Annotated in this window: 17 protein-coding genes; 11 read left to right on the top strand and 6 right to left on the bottom strand. The window is 70.0% G+C overall.

Annotated features, from left to right (window positions below):
- Positions 1-136: 136 nt before the first annotated feature.
- On the bottom strand, positions 137-1,042 hold the full coding sequence (locus ACRSBM_RS23400; protein ID WP_434445996.1) for an NADP-dependent oxidoreductase: 906 nt from the start codon (positions 1,040-1,042) through the stop codon (positions 137-139).
- A gap of 139 nt (positions 1,043-1,181) precedes the next feature.
- Between ACRSBM_RS23400 and ACRSBM_RS23395 the strand changes: the two genes are divergently transcribed.
- The 4 genes from ACRSBM_RS23395 (at position 1,182) to ACRSBM_RS23380 (ending at position 6,565) form a co-directional block, all read left to right on the top strand.
- Positions 1,182-2,426 (top strand): LuxR C-terminal-related transcriptional regulator, encoded by a 1,245-nt coding sequence (locus tag ACRSBM_RS23395; RefSeq protein ID WP_434445994.1) that lies wholly within the window; start codon positions 1,182-1,184, stop codon positions 2,424-2,426.
- Positions 2,427-2,877: 451 nt separating this feature from the next.
- A complete protein-coding gene (locus ACRSBM_RS23390) occupies positions 2,878-4,533 on the top strand; it encodes an AMP-binding protein (RefSeq protein ID WP_434445992.1) in 1,656 nt (551 codons plus the stop codon).
- Positions 4,534-4,570: 37 nt separating this feature from the next.
- A complete protein-coding gene (locus ACRSBM_RS23385) occupies positions 4,571-5,386 on the top strand; it encodes an SDR family NAD(P)-dependent oxidoreductase (RefSeq protein ID WP_434445991.1) in 816 nt (271 codons plus the stop codon).
- 15 nt (positions 5,387-5,401) lie between these two features.
- Positions 5,402-6,565, top strand: coding sequence for a hypothetical protein (locus ACRSBM_RS23380; RefSeq protein WP_434445989.1), 1,164 nt, complete (start codon positions 5,402-5,404; stop codon positions 6,563-6,565).
- Here the strand turns inward: ACRSBM_RS23380 and ACRSBM_RS23375 are convergent.
- Together ACRSBM_RS23375 and ACRSBM_RS23370 are read right to left on the bottom strand one after the other, a co-directional pair.
- Positions 6,543-7,406, bottom strand: coding sequence for an AraC family transcriptional regulator N-terminal domain-containing protein (locus ACRSBM_RS23375; protein WP_434445987.1), 864 nt, complete (start codon positions 7,404-7,406; stop codon positions 6,543-6,545). The genes ACRSBM_RS23380 and ACRSBM_RS23375 overlap by 23 nt on opposite strands.
- Before the next feature lie 29 nt (positions 7,407-7,435).
- Positions 7,436-8,104 carry a nitroreductase family protein gene (locus ACRSBM_RS23370; protein WP_434445985.1) on the bottom strand — a complete coding sequence of 223 codons (669 nt, stop codon included), beginning with the start codon at positions 8,102-8,104 and terminating at the stop codon, positions 7,436-7,438.
- Between the two features lie 70 nt (positions 8,105-8,174).
- On the opposite strand from ACRSBM_RS23370, the gene ACRSBM_RS23365 reads away from it, so the two are divergent.
- Complete coding sequence (locus tag ACRSBM_RS23365) at positions 8,175-9,080, top strand: LysR family transcriptional regulator (protein WP_434445983.1); 906 nt, start codon at positions 8,175-8,177, stop codon at positions 9,078-9,080.
- 17 nt (positions 9,081-9,097) lie between these two features.
- Here ACRSBM_RS23365 and ACRSBM_RS23360 read toward each other — a convergent pair whose 3' ends face one another.
- Together ACRSBM_RS23360 and ACRSBM_RS23355 are read right to left on the bottom strand one after the other, a co-directional pair.
- Positions 9,098-9,634: a hypothetical protein gene (locus ACRSBM_RS23360; protein WP_434445981.1), complete on the bottom strand. Its 537-nt coding sequence runs from the start codon at positions 9,632-9,634 to the stop codon at positions 9,098-9,100.
- Between the two features lie 19 nt (positions 9,635-9,653).
- Positions 9,654-10,136: a DUF3995 domain-containing protein gene (locus tag ACRSBM_RS23355; RefSeq protein ID WP_434445979.1), complete on the bottom strand. Its 483-nt coding sequence runs from the start codon at positions 10,134-10,136 to the stop codon at positions 9,654-9,656.
- Between the two features lie 189 nt (positions 10,137-10,325).
- On the opposite strand from ACRSBM_RS23355, the gene ACRSBM_RS23350 reads away from it, so the two are divergent.
- Entirely contained in the window at positions 10,326-10,886 is a 561-nt protein-coding gene (locus ACRSBM_RS23350) for a TetR/AcrR family transcriptional regulator C-terminal ligand-binding domain-containing protein (protein ID WP_434445977.1), read from the top strand.
- A gap of 50 nt (positions 10,887-10,936) precedes the next feature.
- Here ACRSBM_RS23350 and ACRSBM_RS23345 read toward each other — a convergent pair whose 3' ends face one another.
- Complete coding sequence (locus ACRSBM_RS23345; RefSeq protein WP_434445975.1) at positions 10,937-11,290, bottom strand: beta/gamma crystallin domain-containing protein; 354 nt, start codon at positions 11,288-11,290, stop codon at positions 10,937-10,939.
- Between the two features lie 787 nt (positions 11,291-12,077).
- On the opposite strand from ACRSBM_RS23345, the gene ACRSBM_RS23340 reads away from it, so the two are divergent.
- The 5 genes from ACRSBM_RS23340 to ACRSBM_RS23320 all read left to right on the top strand — a co-directional run bounded on the left by ACRSBM_RS23340 (position 12,078) and on the right by ACRSBM_RS23320 (position 16,577).
- Positions 12,078-13,352, top strand: a complete 1,275-nt coding sequence (locus ACRSBM_RS23340) for a LuxR C-terminal-related transcriptional regulator (protein WP_434445973.1) — start codon at positions 12,078-12,080, stop codon at positions 13,350-13,352.
- Positions 13,353-13,363: 11 nt separating this feature from the next.
- Positions 13,364-14,650, top strand: a complete 1,287-nt coding sequence (locus tag ACRSBM_RS23335; protein ID WP_434445971.1) for a response regulator transcription factor — start codon at positions 13,364-13,366, stop codon at positions 14,648-14,650.
- Between the two features lie 124 nt (positions 14,651-14,774).
- Positions 14,775-15,533, top strand: a complete 759-nt coding sequence (locus ACRSBM_RS23330) for a thaumatin family protein (protein ID WP_434445969.1) — start codon at positions 14,775-14,777, stop codon at positions 15,531-15,533.
- A gap of 34 nt (positions 15,534-15,567) precedes the next feature.
- On the top strand, positions 15,568-15,951 hold the full coding sequence (locus ACRSBM_RS23325) for a cysteine/serine endopeptidase inhibitor (protein ID WP_434445967.1): 384 nt from the start codon (positions 15,568-15,570) through the stop codon (positions 15,949-15,951).
- A 155-nt stretch (positions 15,952-16,106) separates the two neighbouring features.
- Complete coding sequence (locus ACRSBM_RS23320; protein WP_434445965.1) at positions 16,107-16,577, top strand: CAP domain-containing protein; 471 nt, start codon at positions 16,107-16,109, stop codon at positions 16,575-16,577.
- Position 16,578: the final 1 nt, after the last annotated feature.

Here is a 16,578-nt window from a genome sequence, read left to right as displayed (position 1 = left end):
ACGCGCGACGCGCAACGCGCTTGCGCGACAGCCATTGCCGCTCGGCGAGTTCATCGAGGCAAGACTACAGAGCCGCTTTCACCACGGCGTCAGTGTTCTGGGGCGCGAGCCGGCCGCCGGTGCCACCGCGGAACCGTCACTCCGACGGGCGCAGCACCACCTTGCCCGCCGCGTGCCCGGTCGCGACCAGCTCCTGCGCCCTGGCCGCGTCGGCCAGCGGCAGGCTCCGCGCGACGCGCACGGTGAGCTTGCCGTCGACCACGAGCCGGGCGTACTCGCCGAGCCGGGAGCCGAACGGCGCGCCGCCACCGGAGAACGTGACGCCGAGTTCGCGGGCCTGCGGGTCGGCGATGGTGACGATCCGGTCGGTGCCTCCGCGCAGCTCGATCGACAGCGGCAGGTCACCCTGTCCGGCCGCGTCGTACACGGCGTCGACGCCCTGCGGTGCCGCGGCGCGGACCCGGTCGCCGAGCCCCTCGCCGTACGCGACCGGGATGGCGCCGAGCGAGCGCAGGAAGTCGTGGTTGGCGGGGGAGGCGGTACCGACGACCGTGGCGCCGCGGGCCACCGCGAGCTGGACGCCGACTGCGCCGACGACGCCCGCCGCGCCGTGGACCAGCAGCGTGTCGCCCTCGCCGGCCTTCAGCTCGTCGAGCACGCGGACCGAGGTCTCGACGGCCACGGGCAGTGCGGCGGCGGTGTCCCAGTCGAGGTCGGCGGGCTTCAGCGCGAAGTCGCCGGACAGCGCGTACTCGGCGTACCCGCCGGTGGCGGACCAGCCGAGGACCGAGTCGCCGACGGTGACGCCGGTGACCCCCTCGCCGACCTCGTCGACGATCCCGGCCACCTCCGAGCCTGGCGTGACCGGGAACGGCGGCGTCATCTGCGGCATCCAGCCGTTGCGGATCTTGTGGTCGAGCGGGTTGACCGCCGCCGCCACGACTTTCAACCGCACCTGTCCCGGACCGGCGTGCGGCTCCTCGACCTCGCCGAGGCTCAGCACTTCGGGACCGCCGAACGTGGTGTAGGTGATCGCCTTCATCGTGGGCTCCAGGTGTTCGTCATTTGGTTGATGTGTCAACCCTAGGCGCGGTGGTGTCCGCCCCGCCCCGGTACTTCGGCTAGTCCCACCTGGTCGAAAGAACAGCCGAGTGATCGTCCGGGCGCTCTACGCTGTCCTCATGGACCTGCTGGCCGCTGTCGACGTGATCCGGGCACCGCTGAGCGAGACGCTGCACAGGTTGTCCGCGGCGTTCGCCGGCGTCATTCCGCACCGGGCCGTGGCAGAACTGTCCAACTGCTCGTTCGCGCCGTTCAAGTTCCGCGGCGAGGGGCAGGTCACGATCACCGACATCGCCGCGTTGCGCCCCCTGGTGCCGGGCAGGGGAGCCTGGCAGGGGCGGGCGGTGGTGGGGCGGTCCGAGGTGCCGGTGGTCGTGCTGGTGAGCGACGTGTCCGTGCCGAGCGCGATGCTCGTGCTCCTGCGCGACGACGACACCCCCGTGCCCGACGAAGTCCTGGCGCCCGCGGTCGCGTTGTGGGACGTCGTCACCGCGCACATGGAAGGCCTCCGCAACGAGGCCGTGCCGGCGACGCTCGCCGTGTCCCGGGCGGCCGCGGCGGCGCGGGCCGTCGCCATCTCCGACCTGGGCGACGCGTACGGGGCCTCGCTCACCGCGTTGCTCGGTGTGCTGCGCGACCACGACGTCGAGGACGCGTCCGCGCGGTCGCGGGCGGTCGACCTCGCCGTCACCGCGCTGGTCGAGCTGCGGTCGCGTGCCGACCTGGACCGGGCGCAGACCGAGGAGCGCGCGGGAGAGGCGTTCGAACGGCTCGCCGGGTCGTTGCGCCGGTTGCTGCGCGGCCGGGACGTGCGCCTGGACCTCGGCACCCCCGGCGCGGAGGAGGGCGCGGACCGGATCGTGCCGACCGAGATCTCCTCCACGGCCGCCGCGGTGGTCAGGGCGACCGTGCACGCGATGCTGGACGACCAGGGAGGGGTCGGCCGGGTCCACATCGGCTGGAAGATCGTCGGGGCCGTCCTGCGGGCGACCGTGCGGGATGACGGTCCCGGCACCCTGTCCTGCGGCAGCCTGGACCTGCGCCGGGTGCCGGAGCGCCTCGGGCCGCTCGGCGGGGAGGTCGAGGTCGACGCCGTGCCGGGCTGGGGCGCGACCGTGACGATCCAGGTGCCGCTCGGCCCGCCGGAGACGCCGCGCGAGGACCCGCTGACCGTGCTGGGCGCACGGGAGCTCGAGGTGCTGGCTCAGGTGGCCCGCGGCAGGCGCAACCGCGAGATCGCCGGAGAACTGCACATCAGCGAGTCCACGGTGAAGTTCCACGTGGCGAAGATCCTGGAGAAGCTCGGCGTCGGATCACGCGGCGAGGCGGCCGCGCTGGCGCACGAGTGGGGTGCCGCCCGTTAGCCGCTCTCGCCTGCCCGCTGCCGGAACACCCGGATCGACTTCGCCGAGGCCACCAGGTTCATGGAGGCGGAGACCATGCGGCTCGACCGGTTCGACGTCAACTGGGAGCAGGCGGACGAGGTCGGCCTGACCGGCCTGGTGCCAGCGAACTCCTGATCGGGGCGCGGTCGCGGGGAACCACCACCGTCGATGGTTTCCCGCCTCGCGTTCGCACGATCCTGGGCGCGTCGATGCTGCTCACAGCCACAGCCGCGGGCACAGCGGACTGACGTACGCGTGGCTCGTGTTCGCGGTGCCGTTGCTCGTCAACGAGTCTGGCGGCACATCCTGCGGTTTCGCTGACGACGGCACCCTCGAAAGGGGGTGCACCCCCGATCGGGGGTATACCGATGCCCACGCTCCTCTCCACCCTGCTGTGACAACTTTCCAGGGCCGGCGAAGGAGGCCATCGATGTCCAGTCACGACACCTACCGCGCGGCCCGCGACTTGATGCTCAGCGACCCTGAGTCGTTCGCCTGGCCGAGCTTCGGCACGACCTTCAACTGGGCGCACGACTGGTTCGACGTCATCGCCGACGGCAACGACGCCACGGCGTTGCACATCGTCGAGGAAGACGGCTCCGAGCGCGCCTACTCGTTCGACGAGATGCGCCGCCGGTCGAACCGCGTCGCGCACTGGCTCGCGGGTCACGGTGTCGGCAAGGGCGACAGCGTGATGATCATGCTCGGCAACCAGGTCGAGCTCTGGGAGTCGATGCTCGCCGTGATGAAGCTCGGCGCGGTGATCATGCCGACGACCACGGCGCTGGGACCGGCCGACCTCGCGGACCGGCTCCAGCGCGGCAACGTCCGGCACGTCGTCGCGCGGGCGCAGGACGCGGACAAGTTCGACGACGGACCCGTGCTGATCTCGGTCGGCGGTGCGGCGCCGGGCCTGCTGGACTACGCGGAGACGGCCGCGGCGCCGGACGACCCGTTGCCGCACCCGGAGACCACGGCGGACGACCGGTTGCTGCTGTACTTCACCTCCGGTACGACCAGCCGCCCGAAGCTCGTCGAGCACAACCAGGTCTCGTACCCGGTCGGGCACCTCACGACCATGCGCTGGATCGGTGTGAAACCCGGCGACGTGCACCTCAACATCAGCTCGCCCGGCTGGGCCAAGCACGCCTGGAGTTGTTTCTTCGCGCCGTGGATCGCCGAAGCGACGATCTTCGTCTACAACTACGCCCGGTTCGACGCGGCCGCGTTGCTCGGCCAGATCCGGGACAAGGGGGTCAGCACGTTCTGCGCGCCGCCGACCGTCTGGCGGATGCTGATCAAGGCCGACCTCAGCGGTGGTCCCGGCACGCTGCGGGAGGTCGTCGCCGCCGGGGAGCCGCTCAACCCCGAGGTGGTCGAACAGGTTCAGAAGCAGTGGGGTCTCACGATCCGCGACGGCTTCGGCCAGACCGAGACCACGCTGTCGGTCGGCAACGTGCCCGGCGCCGAGGTGAAGCCCGGTTCGATGGGACGGCCGCTGCCGGGCGTTCCGGTGGTGCTCGTCGACCCGATCACCGGCGAGCGCGCCGAGGAGGGCGAGATCTGCGTCGACCTGGGCCGGCGGCCGATGTCGCTGATGGTCGGCTACCACGGTGACGAGGAACGCAACGCCGAGGCGATGGCCGGCGGTTACTACCACACGGGCGACATCGCGAGCCGCGACGAGGACGGCTATCTCTTCTACATCGGGCGCACGGACGACGTGTTCAAGGCGTCGGACTACAAGATCTCGCCGTTCGAGCTGGAGAGCGTGCTGATCGAGCATCCGGCGGTCACCGAGGCCGCCGTGGTCCCCGCGCCCGACCCGCTGCGGCTGGCGGTGCCCAAGGCGTACGTGGCGCTGAGCGCGGGCTGGGAGCCGACCCGCGAGACGGCGCTGCAGATCCTGCGGCACGCGCGCGAGAACCTGGCGCCGTTCCAGCGGATCCGGCGGCTGGAGTTCTTCGAGCTGCCCAAGACCGTCTCCGGCAAGATCCGCCGCGTCGACCTGCGCACGCGGGAGGAAGAGGGCGTCGAGGGGACGGGGGAGTGGCGCGACGACCAGTTCCCCGAGCTGCGCCGCTAACGTGGGGGCTCCGCCGTCGTCGACGACTGGAGCAGACATGGTTCGCACGATCTCAGGACGTCCGGCGGTGATCACCGGGGCGGCCTCCGGGATCGGCCGCAGCCTCGCGCAGCGGTTGTCCCGGCACGGTTGTCCCGTCGCCATCGCCGACGTCAACGAGATCGAGCTGGAGAAGACGGCGGCCTCGCTCAGCGGCCCGGTGCTCAGCCGCGTGCTCGACGTGCGCGACGCCGGCGACGTGCGGCGGTTCGCGGAGGAGGTGCGGGACTGGCTCGACCTGCCGCTCGCGGCGGTGTTCAACAACGCGGGCGTCGCCAACTCCACCTCGGTGCTGAACTCCGTGGCAGAGGACGACTCCTGGCTGTTCGACATCAACTACTGGGGTGTCGTGAACGGCACGCGCGCGTTCCTGCCGCAGCTGGTCGAGCGGAACTACGGCGTCATCGTGAACACCTCCAGCGTATTCGGGCTCGTCGGCATGCCGAACCAGAGTGCCTACTGCGCCGCGAAGTTCGCCGTCCGCGGCTTCACCGACTCGCTGCGCCAGGAACTGCGCGGCACCGGCGTCTCGGCGGTCACTGTCCACCCCGGCGGCATCAAGACGAACATCATCCGCAACGCCCGGATCCACACCGAGCTCGACGAGCGCGGCCGGTCGCAGGAGCAGATGGCGGCCGACTTCGACAAGATGGCACTGACCACGCCGGACAAGGCGGCCGAGATCATCCACCGCGGTGTCGAACGCGGGAAGTCGCGGGTGCTGGTCGGACCGGACGCCTACGTGTTCGACGCGCTCGCCCGCATCGCGCCGACCCACTACTTCAGCGTCATGGCGCGGCTGTACGACCGGTGAGGCATGATCCTCGCCGTGACTGCGGAGCTGGTGCGGCGAACCGAGCGCTGGTTCGTGCGGCAGGGCGCGCCGACCATGATCGAGGGCTACGGCTTCCGGTCGCACGTGCTGCCGCGGATGTTGCCCGCGCTGACGTTCGTCGCCGTCGGCAGCCTCGCGTGGCTGGTGCTGCAGCAGTCGTCCGGGCTGTCGCGGTGGGTCCTGCTCGGCCTGATCGTCGCGGTGATGGTGTCGGCGTGGGTCCTGCTCTCGTTGTTCGTGCGGCGGATGCCGAGCTTTTCGCCGCGCACGACGGTGCTGGTGCTGGTCGCCTATGCGGTGATACCGGTGATCACGCCGGTGGTGCAGTTCGCCATCGACATCAGGTTCACCGCACCGGACGGGGACGAGGAACCCGACTCGGTGTGGGCCGCCCTGGTGTGGTTCGTCGTCGTCTTCGGGTTCGCCTTCGTGGCGACGATGCTGGCGACCACCTACGGCCTGGGCGCGCTGCTCAGGGCCGCTATCCGGCACGTGATCGCGGACCTGCGCAACAGCGTGCACCTGCTCGGCCGCGCGCTGCCGCCGATGCTGTTCGTGACGCTGTTCCTGTTCTTCACCGGTGAGCTGTGGCAGGCGATGAACCAGCTGCCCTGGCCGAGGGTCAGCCTGGTCGTGCTGCTGTTCGCCGCGATCACCGTGCTGGCCGCGGCCGCCCGGTTGCGCGACGAGATCGGCCGGGTCGAGCAGGACCTGCGGCCGGAGATCCTGACGGTGGCGTGCAAGGGCACGCCGCTGTCCGGTGTGGACATCACCGAACCGTTGGCGCCGAGGCGGTTGAACGGCCGGCAGCTGCGCAACCTGCTGGTGATGCTCGCGATCCGCCAGCTCGTGCAGGCCGCCGTGGTCGGGCTCGCGCTGTTCGCGTTCTTCGTGCTGCTGGGCCTGATCGTCGTCACGCCGGCGATCGCAGAGCAGTGGATCGGGGCGCCGCCCGCTCTCTCGTTGCTCGGGGTGCCGTCGGCGATGTTGCGCAACGCCACGCTGTTCGCCGCGTTCGGCAGCATGTACTTCTCGGTGATCTCGATGAGCGACGCCGAGCACCGGCGCCAGTTCTTCGCGCCGGTGCTGGAGAAGGTCGAACGGACCCTGGAGGTCCGCGCGGTCTACCTGGACCTCAGAGAGCGGGCAGGAGGGTGAGCCGCGCGTCCTGGCTGGGCGGTGTGCCGAACTGGCGCCGGTACTCGCGGCTGAACTGCGACGGGCTGTCGTAGCCGACCTGGTGGCTCACGCTCGTCACGTCCCGGTTCGTCGCGAGCAGCAACCTGGCCTCCTGCAGGCGGATCTGCTTCTGGAACTGGATCGGGCTCATCGCCGTGACGGCCTGGAAGTTGCGGTAGAACGCCGACTCGCTCATCCCCGCGATCCGCGCGACGTTCGCGACCTTGAACGACTCGGCGTAGTTCTCGCGGATCCACCTGACCGCCCTGGCGATGTGGCTGAGGCTGCTGTCCTGGGCGCCGAGCTGGCGCACGACCGCGCCCTGCTCGCCGGTCATCACCCGCCAGAGGATCTCCTGTTTGACCAACGGTGCCAACGCCTTCGCGTCGCGCGGCCGGTCGAGGAGCCGCGCGAGCCTGGTCACGGCGTCGACGAGCTCCGGACCGGCGTCGCTGACGGCCAGCCCCTCCGGCGTGCCGGCCGGTGCCGGGAGGTCACCGGCCAGCAGCAGTCCGGCCACCTGCTCCGGGCGCAGGACCAGGCCGAGGCCGAGAGCGGGTGCCGACGGGCTGATGCCGACGTAGTTGCCGGTGATCGGCATGTCGATCGAGGCCACCAGGTACTGGCCGGCCCGGTAGTCGTAGACGCGCTCACCCAACGCGATGCGCTTGCGGCCCTGGGCGACGAACGCGAGGATCGTGCCGGTCATCGACGGGGCGGGCGGGCCGCCGACGGTGGTCCGGGAGACCAGGACGTCCGGGATGGCCGTGGTCAGGTCCGGGGTGGCGTGCTTGGTGATCAGCGCGCGTAGTTCGTCCACGCGGCCGATGCTCCTCCGCGCCGGGACGATCAGGCAAGTCCGCCGACGAAGGTGAGCGCCTCGTCGAGGGGCTTGCGCCGCAGGTCCGGCACCTCGCAGTCGTCGGCGGGATAGCCGATCGGGAACAGGATGTACGGCCGTTCGCCGGGCCGCCCCAGCAGGTCGCTCAGGAACGTCATGGGGTTCGGCGTATGCGTCAGCGTCGCGAGCCCCATCGAATGCAGTGCCGCGATGAAGAAGCCGCACGCGATGCCGACGCTTTCGTTGGTGTAGTAGGTCTTCCTGCCGTCCTGCTGCTTCTGCGCGAACGCGACCACCAGCCACGGCGCGACTTCCAGGAACTCCTTGGTGGCGTCGGTCTCCAGACGTGCCAGCGCCGCATGCCATTCCGGGAGCTCGCGCTCGTGGTAGAAGCGGCGCTCCTCGTCCTCGGCTGCTTCGCGGATGCGCCGTTTGAGCTCGGTGTCCCGGGTGGCGGCGAACCGCCACGGCTGCTGGTGCGCGCCGCTCGGGGCGGTGTTCGCGGCACGGACCGCCAGCTCGATCGCTTCCGCCGGAACGGGATCGGGCGAGAACCAGCGTACGGACCGGCGTGCGTCGAGCAGCCGGTGGAACGCCCTGCCGCGGTCGAGTCCATCCTCGATCGGCAGCCGGGGCGGGGTGTACGGGATGAACGGGTGGCGGTGCGGTCGGGTCACGGTCCCGACGGTGCTCCGGTCCGACTCTTTTGACCAGTCAACTTACTCAAGCCAGCTATAAGCTTTGCTCATGAATCTGCCCAACGTGACCGTGCGGCAGCTCGAATACCTGATAGCGGTGGCCGAGACCGGTTCGGTGACGGCCGCTGCCGCCCGATGTCACGTCTCCCAGGGCGCGATCTCGCTGGCATTGAGTGAGCTGGAACGAACTCTGGACCTCCATCTGGTCGTGCGGTCACCACGCCGTGGTGCGGCGTTGACGGCGGCGGGCACCCAGGTCCTCGCGGACGCCCGCCGCGTGGTCGGTGCGATGGGCGACCTCGGTGTCGAGGCGCGCGGGCTCAGCCGGCAGATCAGCGGCGTGCTGACCGTCGGCTGCTACGCGCCGATCGCACCGTTCCACCTGCCCGCGGCGATCGCGACGTTCGAACGGGCGCACCCGGAGGTGTCCGTCCGGTTCGTGGAGGGCAGCCTGCCGGAGATCGGTGCTGACCTGATCGCCGGACGCTGCGAGATCGCGTTCCTCTACGACCAGGACCTGCTGCCCGGGATCGCGACCACGACGTTGTACGACCAGCCGCCCAAGGTCCTGCTGCCCGCAGGGCACCGGTTGTGCCGCCGCCGCGCTGTTTCGCTGCGCGAACTCGCGGACGATCCGTTCGTACTGCTCGACGTCCCGCCGAGCGAGCGCTACTTCCGTTCGGTGTTCGCCGCCGCCGGCGTCGAGATGGTCGTGGCGCACCGGGCCCGCAGCTTCGAGCTCGCCCGGTCGCTGGTGGCGCGCGGGATCGGCTACTCGATCACCGTTCAGCAGCCGGTCGTGAGCTTCTCGTACGAGGGATTGGAGGTGGTGGCGGTGGAGTTGCGTGACGCTGTGCCGACTACGCCGGTCGTGCTGGGCTGGGCCGGCGGCGGGCCGTTGACGCGCCGCGCCCACGCGTTCGCCGGGCACTGCACCGCGCTGTTCGGCTCCTGATCAGTGCTGCGACAGCATCAGCGGCGCCGACGCTGGTAGGACAGAGTGACCGCGGCGAGCAGTGGCGCCCAGGCCACCAGTGGCAGGTACAGGAATCCGATGACCAACTGCCCGGTGGGGGTCATGCCGTCGCCCGGCATCGCCCACCAGAACAGGAACGGCGTCCACAGGGCGGTGAGGATCGCGACGCCGGTCCACGCCGCCACGAGAACAGCTCTGCGCGGGATGATCCGCCCGCCGGCGAACGGAATCCACCGAGGTGTGATCACGCCCCAGCGCCGCACCAGGCCGAGCGTCAGCAAGGCGGCGGCCTCGCAGAGCACGCTGAGGGCGACCAGGGACGCCGGCCCCCACCAGGTCGTGCCGACGAGGTCACGCAGGCCCTGTTCGGTGTGGCCCAACGGGAAACCGAGCGCCAGGCCGACCCGCCACAAGCCCGACGGCACGGCCAGCAGTGCCGTGACGTGAGCTGCCATCCGTGCCCATCGGGGTGCCTCGGTGATCGCGACCGCAGCGAAGGAGGCGTGGGCGACCGCGGGATCAGTGGCGGTCATGCGCCGTACCCCGATGCGCTCATGGCCGAGTCCGCGTGCGCCGCTGGTAGTGCACGGTGGCGATGGCGAGAGCGACCCCGATGATCAGGAAATCGGCATACCAGAGAAGGCCCCACGCGGCCTGTGGATGGGCGTCCTGGCTCACGAAACGGGGGCCGGGTTCCACCCGCCCGACCGCCAGGAAGTACCGCAGGTAGAAGTACCCCAGGCCCCAGGCCGTCAAGGCGACCGACACCAGCCAGCTGGGGATGAGCACCAGCCTGCGGGGGAAGATCCGTCCCCAGTCCTGAACCAGGGCGAGCGGCCCGGCGGCGGCGATGATGGAGAACAGGCCGAATCCCCAGTAACCGATGGCCGCGTTGCCCGTCGCGGTCGCGGCCTCGAAGTCACCGGGGAACATCGCCGAAACGCCGAGGCCCCACCACAGGTGCGGCAGGCCGTACCCGATCGCGCCGGCACTCGCCACGTATGCCGCCCGCCGGCCGCGGCGTTGTCTCGTCAAGTCCTCAGTGGCGTTCGCCGTCGTTGGACGAGTTGCGGTACTCACGCGAATTTCCCCCTGTGCCACTGGTTTGACTGCCGTCGGCCCCGCACCGCCCTTTCGATACGAGCAGTTTCGGAACTAGCGGTGCCGTATCCTGACACAATGGAACGATCTGGGCAATCAGTCGGGCGGCCTCGCGACAGCCGGGTGGACGAAGCCATCACCACGGCCGCCCGGGAACTGCTGGCCGAGGTCGGTTACGCCGGGCTGACCATGGACGCCGTCGCCGCCCGTGCCGCGGTCGGGAAAGCGGCGATCTACCGGCGGTACGCCACGAAGCAGGAGATGGTGTTCGCCGCGGCCGTTCACGGCACGACGCTGGACGTCCCGCCCGACACCGGGTCTCTGGAGGGCGATCTGACCGCGCTGGCGCGGGTGATCGTCGGCCATCTGAGCAACCCGGCCGCCTCCGCCGCACTGCTCAGCCTGCTCGGCGAGATCGGTGCCGATCCGGCGCCGGCCGAACGGTTCGCGCGGGCCTTCGTGGAGCCGGAACGGGCTGGCAACGCCGAACTGCTGGAGCGAGCGGTACGCCGCGGTGAGCTGACGAGGACGCCGGACGTCGACCTGTTCCACGCCGTGTTCGGCGGCGCCATCCTGTCCTGGCTGTTCATCTCCCGCCACGACCCGCGCGGCCTGCCCGAACGGCTGGCGCGCTTCGCCTGTGCCGCCCTGCTGTCAGCCGATCGCAGCCCTCCGCGGCCCTGACGGACTCGGCCGCAGGTCACAAACCCGGCTCGTCGATCCGTCTTCACGACCTAGTCGATGTGCAGGGTGCCCATCCAGCTGTAGTTCTTGTTGATGGTCTCCCACTTCTTGAAGTAGTGCCGGTAACGCCAGCCGTCGCCGGGCTCGTACTCGAACCAGCCCGCGTTGTTACCCGAACTGAACCCGCCGACGTGCGACGATCGGACCTCCATCGTGCCGGCGTCCGCGAAACACCGCTTGATCTTCGGGCCGGCCTGGTTGTCCCAGATCGTGAAGTACTGGCGCGACTCGAAGTTGCACTCCGCGAGGTTGATCTCGTGGACCGCGAACGCAGGCGCGGCGGTACCCAGCACAAGTCCCAGCGCAGCCACGCCGGAGACCGCGATCCTGGTCGTCTTCCGCATTCTGGACAGCCCTCCAAATGATTCCATCACCACGGGAATTGCTGGAGAAGCTACGGAAGGCATTCCTTGCGGGCAAATCCGGGGCGGATCGAGTCTCAATTCGGAACGTGGTGGCCGGTCGTCGCCGGCCGGCGGCAGAATCTCGGCCACTGAGGGCGCGGGTGGTGCAGCGGTTCTGGCTGATGCGCCCGTGTCCGCCGGCAAGGTCGCTCGTAGCCGGCCGCTGTCGGATCTGCCGGACAAGAACCACGACACCGGTCCGGAAGGATCACCTCAGATCAAGATCGGCTGCTGATATCTCTGCCCCAGGCGGTCGGTGACCACATCGCCTCCTGCCCTCGGTGGTGCGGACGCGAGGGTGGCCTGGGCGCATCGGCCTGGAGGCGGTTCTCGAAGGCCGTTGTGTCTTCAAATACTCCTCGAATTGTGGTTCGGCAAGTGACGAAGAACAGAAAAGTGGCGGTTCAGTCAAGGGGTGTTTGCCGGTATGGTCCAGACCAGGTGACCGTCTATTCAAGACGGTCCCAAGAAGGGCCGCCAGGTGATTTGATCAAGCGTTTTCGCTGTTCAGCGCCGCTGTGTCAACGGTTCGCCGGACGGACACAATGCTGAACGAAAGTGACGCGGCGTATCAATTGGTCGGCTGAGAACCGGAGTACGATCCGAGCAGGGAAAGGACGCCGTCGAAGTGACGAACAACGGTCCGCTCGACGAGGTTCGCCGCACGCGAATGAAATTGGTCCGGAATGGACGGTGGAATGAGGCGGACCGGCTCGCCGGTGACGCGGTGGCTCGGGTGCTCTGCGCGGGCCACGCGGTTTCCGGACTGGAGCTGGGTGCCCTGACCTACCTGCCAGGGGGCTCGAAGACATGTCAGCGACCTGGCACCGGACAGGGTCTGCCGGCCGCGCGGGCTCTCGTGTTCCGCGCCGTGCAGGCGGCGAACCGCGGTACCGGTCGAGCCGGGGCCGTCGACACCGTGCAGCGCGTGCTGACATCGGTGGAGCCGCTGGACGCCGGCACGTTCTGGCAGGCGGTGATGGTCCTGACGCACGCCGACGAGGTCGCGTCGGCATACCGGTACTGGGCTGCCGCCGCGGGTAGTGGCCGGTGGCGGCCGGCCGGCCGCGACAGGGACGTCCACGACCTCCTCGGCGGCCGGATCACGTTGCGGCGCGGGGATCCTCGCGCGGCGGTCCGGTTGCTGGACGGCGCGCTCGGCAGAGGCGTCCGGCCGCGGCTGCGGGCCGTCGCCGTCGCGTGGCTGGTGTCCGCGCTCGTCGAGGGCGGCGAACTCGACAGGGCACGCGCCGTGCTGGAGGCCGAGCGCATGGCGGGCGCGCTGGCCGAGCATCCGGACAGTGCCGAGGTGTACTTCGCGCGGGGCCGGCTCCTGCTGGCCGAGGGGCAGGCCGCCGCGGCACTGGACGAGTTCCTCGAATGCGGGCGCCGGCTCGGTACGTGGGGTGTCGTCAACCCGGCGGTGCTGCCCTGGCGGTCGTCGGCGGCCCTGGCTGCCGCCGACAGCGGAGATCTCCTGCTCGCGAGGATCTGCGCCGACAAGGACCTGGTCGCGGCGAGACGGTGGGGCGGGCCACGGGGCATCGGACTCGGCCTGCACGCCTGCGCCCTGGCCGCCGGCGGTGACGACGTCCTGCTCGAGGAAGCGATCACCTATCTGGGGCGGGCCTCCAGCGCGGGCGAGGCCTTGCGCGCACGCCACGACCTGGCGCAGCTCCTGCTCGCGCGCGGTGAGATCGAGCGCGCCCGCAAGCACACCCGGTTGCTGCGCGAGGCGGCGGCCGACGCGTCCTGTGCACAGTGGACTCAGGCGGTGGACGTGCTGGCGTCACGGCTGTTGCGCAACGACGGCGAATCGACCCTGAGCAGACAGGAACGCCGGATCGCCTTGCTGGCCAGGGCCGGGAGGTCGAACCGCGAGATCGCCGCCGAGCTGAGTCTGACGTTGCGCACCGTCGAGTTCCACCTCACCGCCGTCTACCGCAAGATGGGTGTGGCGGGGAGGCCTGGGCTTCGCCGGGCGTTCGTCCCGACGGCATGAGCGGGCTGCCCGTGAACGCTCCAGAACCCGGTTCGGCACGCCGTCACGCGAACCGAACCACTTCCGTCTCAACTCGGCGCTACTGGTGGTCGGCTGATCCGGGCCACGAGTGCCCCGCGGCCACCGCCGCCGGTCTGCTCGTCGCGGGGAAGAACTGGACAGAGGCCGTCCAGACGGCCGAGCAGGCGCTGGCGAGTCCCGTCTGCCGCGAGAGCGCGCTGTGCATGTCGCGCGCGTTGGGAACGCTCGTCTGCGCGGGCGAGCTCGTCGCCGCCGACGAGTACAGCCTCGCCGTGCTCGAAGAGAGTCCCGGTGACCACGTGATGGCGGAGCACGTGCTGCTGGCCAGGGCCGGCGTCGCTCGCCGCACCGGTGACCTCGCGAGGTTCTCCTCACTGCTCGACGTGTTGCGCGACAACGGCAAGGTGGACGAGATCCGCCCGGTCGCACTGCTCTGGACGGTGGAACTGCTCGTCGCCCGCGGGGACCGGTGTGGTGCCGAAGCGGCGCTGCTCGCCCACGAGGCGGACACGATGATCGATGCCCGCCACCCCGGCCGTCCGCTGCTGCTCGCGGCCAGGGCAGCGGTGGCGATGGCCGTGGACCGCCCGCACGACGCCCTGTCGGATCATCTGGCGTGTGGTCAGGCGCTCGCCGAGGCCGGTGTCGGCAACCCCGCTGTCCTGCCCTGGCGCTCCCAGGCCGCGCGTGCCGCGCTGGCGTGCGGCGACACCGGCAGGGCCGTGCACCTGGCGATCGAGGAGCACACCGCCGCGGCCCGCTGGGGCGAACCCAGAACCCTCGGCTGGAGCCTGTCGGCGGTCGCGGGAGCAAGTCCTCCCAACGGCGAGGACCTTCTGACCTACGAGCGTGCGATCCGCTTGCTGGAACTGGCACACGCCAGGATGGAACTCGCGGAAGTGTTCTGCGACTACGGAGATCGCCTCACCGCACACGGCAAACAGGTGGCAGCACGCGAGATCTACGCGCGAGCGCGCGCCACGGCCCTGGACGTCGGCCACGCCGTCCTCGTGCGGCGGGTCGAAGAGGCCATGGGTGGTGTCGCCGCGTCGCCTGACCTCGAACCGGTGCTGACCTCCGTCGAGGCGGAGGTCGCCCGGCTCGTCCGCACCGGCCTGAACAACAGGGAGATCGCGGCGAAGCTCGCGATGGCGACGCGGACCGTCGAGCTGCACCTGACCAGGGTCTACCGCAAGCTCGGGCTGTCGGGCCGGCGGGAGTTGCAGGTCACCAGGTGGGCCCGGCTGCCGGCGACCTCTGCCGACCCGTGGCCGTGACCGGGGTCCGCCCGGAAACTTTGCGGACTCACCGTGAAGTTTCGGGTGCCTGCCCCAGGTGATCGTGGAGCCCTGACGACATCCGGCGCGCCCGCGCCGGTTTTCGCAGGAGGGAGCTCCTCAGATGCTCACACGACCACTCGGCCGCTGGGTGATGGCACTGCTCGCGCTCGCCCTGGCTGTCACCGGGGCCGCCGCGCCCACGGCCAGCGCGGCGATCGACCACACGGTCACCTTCGTCAACAACACAGGTCAGACGATCTGGGTCGGCAGCGCCGTCAACGCGGACGGTTCCCGGGCACTGACGAACATGCCCACGCTGCAGAACGGCCAGTCCGCGACCATCAGGATTCCCGAGACGGCCGCACCCGGTCACTGGCGCGGCAAGTTCTTCGCCCGGCAGGGCTGCACGGGGACCTCCGGCGCGAACTTCCGTTGTGCGGTGGGCGACTGCGGGATCTACGCCGACCGATGTGCCCTCGGTGAGCAGCCGGCCAGCCTCGCCGAGTTCAACTTCGACTCCCGCGACCGGCTCGCCCCCTGGTACAACGTCAGCTACGTCAACGCCTTCTCCGTACCGGTGACCATCACCCCGGTCAACGCTGTCGTGGACCCCGGTTCCCGCTCGTGTGGCACCGCCGGTTGCCCGGAGAACCTGTTGCCCTACTGCAACCCCGCGTACGTCAAGTACGGCGCCAACGGTCAGCGCATCAACTGCGTCAACCCCAACCGCGACGCGCCCACCGACTACAGCAACACCATCAAGTCCCGCTGCCCCAAGGCCTACGCGTGGTCCAAACAGGACACCGAGCCGGGCAACCAGACCATGTACCAGTGCGCGAACTGCACCGGATTCACGGTCACCTTCAACCGCGTGTCCTGAGCCGGCGCGCGATCACACTCCCTGGAGGGAAACCATGAAGTCCATCGCCAAGGTGCTCGGCGCCATCGCGTCGGCCGCGGTCATCTCGTTCACCTTCACCGGCACCGCGGCCGCTGTCAACGGAACCGCCAGCTACTACAACGACGCCGGCTACGGCGCCTGCGGCACCCGGATCAACGCGGCGACCGAACTGCTGGTCGCGGCGCCCGCCGCGCTGTGGACGACGCCCAACCCGAACAACGACCCGTTGTGCCGCAAGTCGATCCGGGTCACCCACAACGGCCGCACCATCACCGTGCCGATCAAGGACAAGTGTCCCAGCTGCGCGAGCAACAAGATCGACCTCAGCCAGCCGGCCTTCTCCCGGCTGGCCAACACCTCGCTCGGCATCATCTCCGTGAGCTGGGAGATCGTCTGACGTCGCTGGAGCGCGGGGAAGAGCGCCCAGGCGGATCTTCCCGACGCTGAAGGAGAGCTGGGGCCACCCAGCTCTCCTTTCGTTTCCTGGCAAGACGATCGTCCGGAACCGTGCCCCTGCAACTCGTGCTATCTCGAACGCACAGGAGAACAACCATGCTCGCGTTACGCACTTCCCTGCTCGCCGCGGCGACCCTCGCGATGGCGGCCCTGCTCACACCTCCTGCCACGGCGGCCACCGTGCAGGAAGACGTCATCGCCCTCACGAACGCCGAACGCGCCAAGGCGGGTTGCCCCGCTCTGCGGCAGAACGCGGCCCTGAGCACCGCGGCCCAGCGCCACTCGCAGGACATGGCCGCACACAACTTCATGAGCCACACCGGTTCGGACGGCAGCAACTTCGTCACCCGGATCGAACGGGCGGGCTACACCCGCTGGACCAGGGCCGCCGAGAACGTCGCGGCCGGCCAGCGCAGCGCCGCCGACGTCGTGCGCTCGTGGATGAACAGCGCGGGACACCGCGCCAACATCCTCAACTGCAACCTGCGTGACATCGGTGTCGGCCACCAGTACCGGCAGAGCACCACCTACGGCCACTACTGGACGCAGAACTTCGGAACGCGCTGAC

This window comes from Lentzea xerophila (assembly GCF_051094245.1).
GTDB classification, from domain to species: Bacteria; Actinomycetota; Actinomycetes; order Mycobacteriales; family Pseudonocardiaceae; genus Lentzea; species Lentzea xerophila.
This window is presented reverse-complemented; position numbering and strand designations above follow the sequence as displayed.

Bases quoted from the DNA above. Each gene is read 5' to 3' on its own strand.
- ACRSBM_RS23385 (WP_434445991.1), top strand. From the start codon at position 4,571: ATGGTTCGCACGATCTCAGGACGTCCGGCGGTGATCACCGGGGCGGCC.
- ACRSBM_RS23320 (WP_434445965.1), top strand. From the start codon at position 16,107: ATGCTCGCGTTACGCACTTCCCTGCTCGCCGCGGCGACCCTCGCGATG.
- ACRSBM_RS23395 (WP_434445994.1), top strand. From the start codon at position 1,182: ATGGACCTGCTGGCCGCTGTCGACGTGATCCGGGCACCGCTGAGCGAG.
- ACRSBM_RS23345 (WP_434445975.1), bottom strand. From the start codon at position 11,290: ATGCGGAAGACGACCAGGATCGCGGTCTCCGGCGTGGCTGCGCTGGGA.
- ACRSBM_RS23400 (WP_434445996.1), bottom strand. From the start codon at position 1,042: ATGAAGGCGATCACCTACACCACGTTCGGCGGTCCCGAAGTGCTGAGC.
- ACRSBM_RS23360 (WP_434445981.1), bottom strand. From the start codon at position 9,634: ATGACCGCCACTGATCCCGCGGTCGCCCACGCCTCCTTCGCTGCGGTC.
- ACRSBM_RS23390 (WP_434445992.1), top strand. From the start codon at position 2,878: ATGTCCAGTCACGACACCTACCGCGCGGCCCGCGACTTGATGCTCAGC.
- ACRSBM_RS23330 (WP_434445969.1), top strand. From the start codon at position 14,775: ATGCTCACACGACCACTCGGCCGCTGGGTGATGGCACTGCTCGCGCTC.
- ACRSBM_RS23325 (WP_434445967.1), top strand. From the start codon at position 15,568: ATGAAGTCCATCGCCAAGGTGCTCGGCGCCATCGCGTCGGCCGCGGTC.
- ACRSBM_RS23365 (WP_434445983.1), top strand. From the start codon at position 8,175: ATGAATCTGCCCAACGTGACCGTGCGGCAGCTCGAATACCTGATAGCG.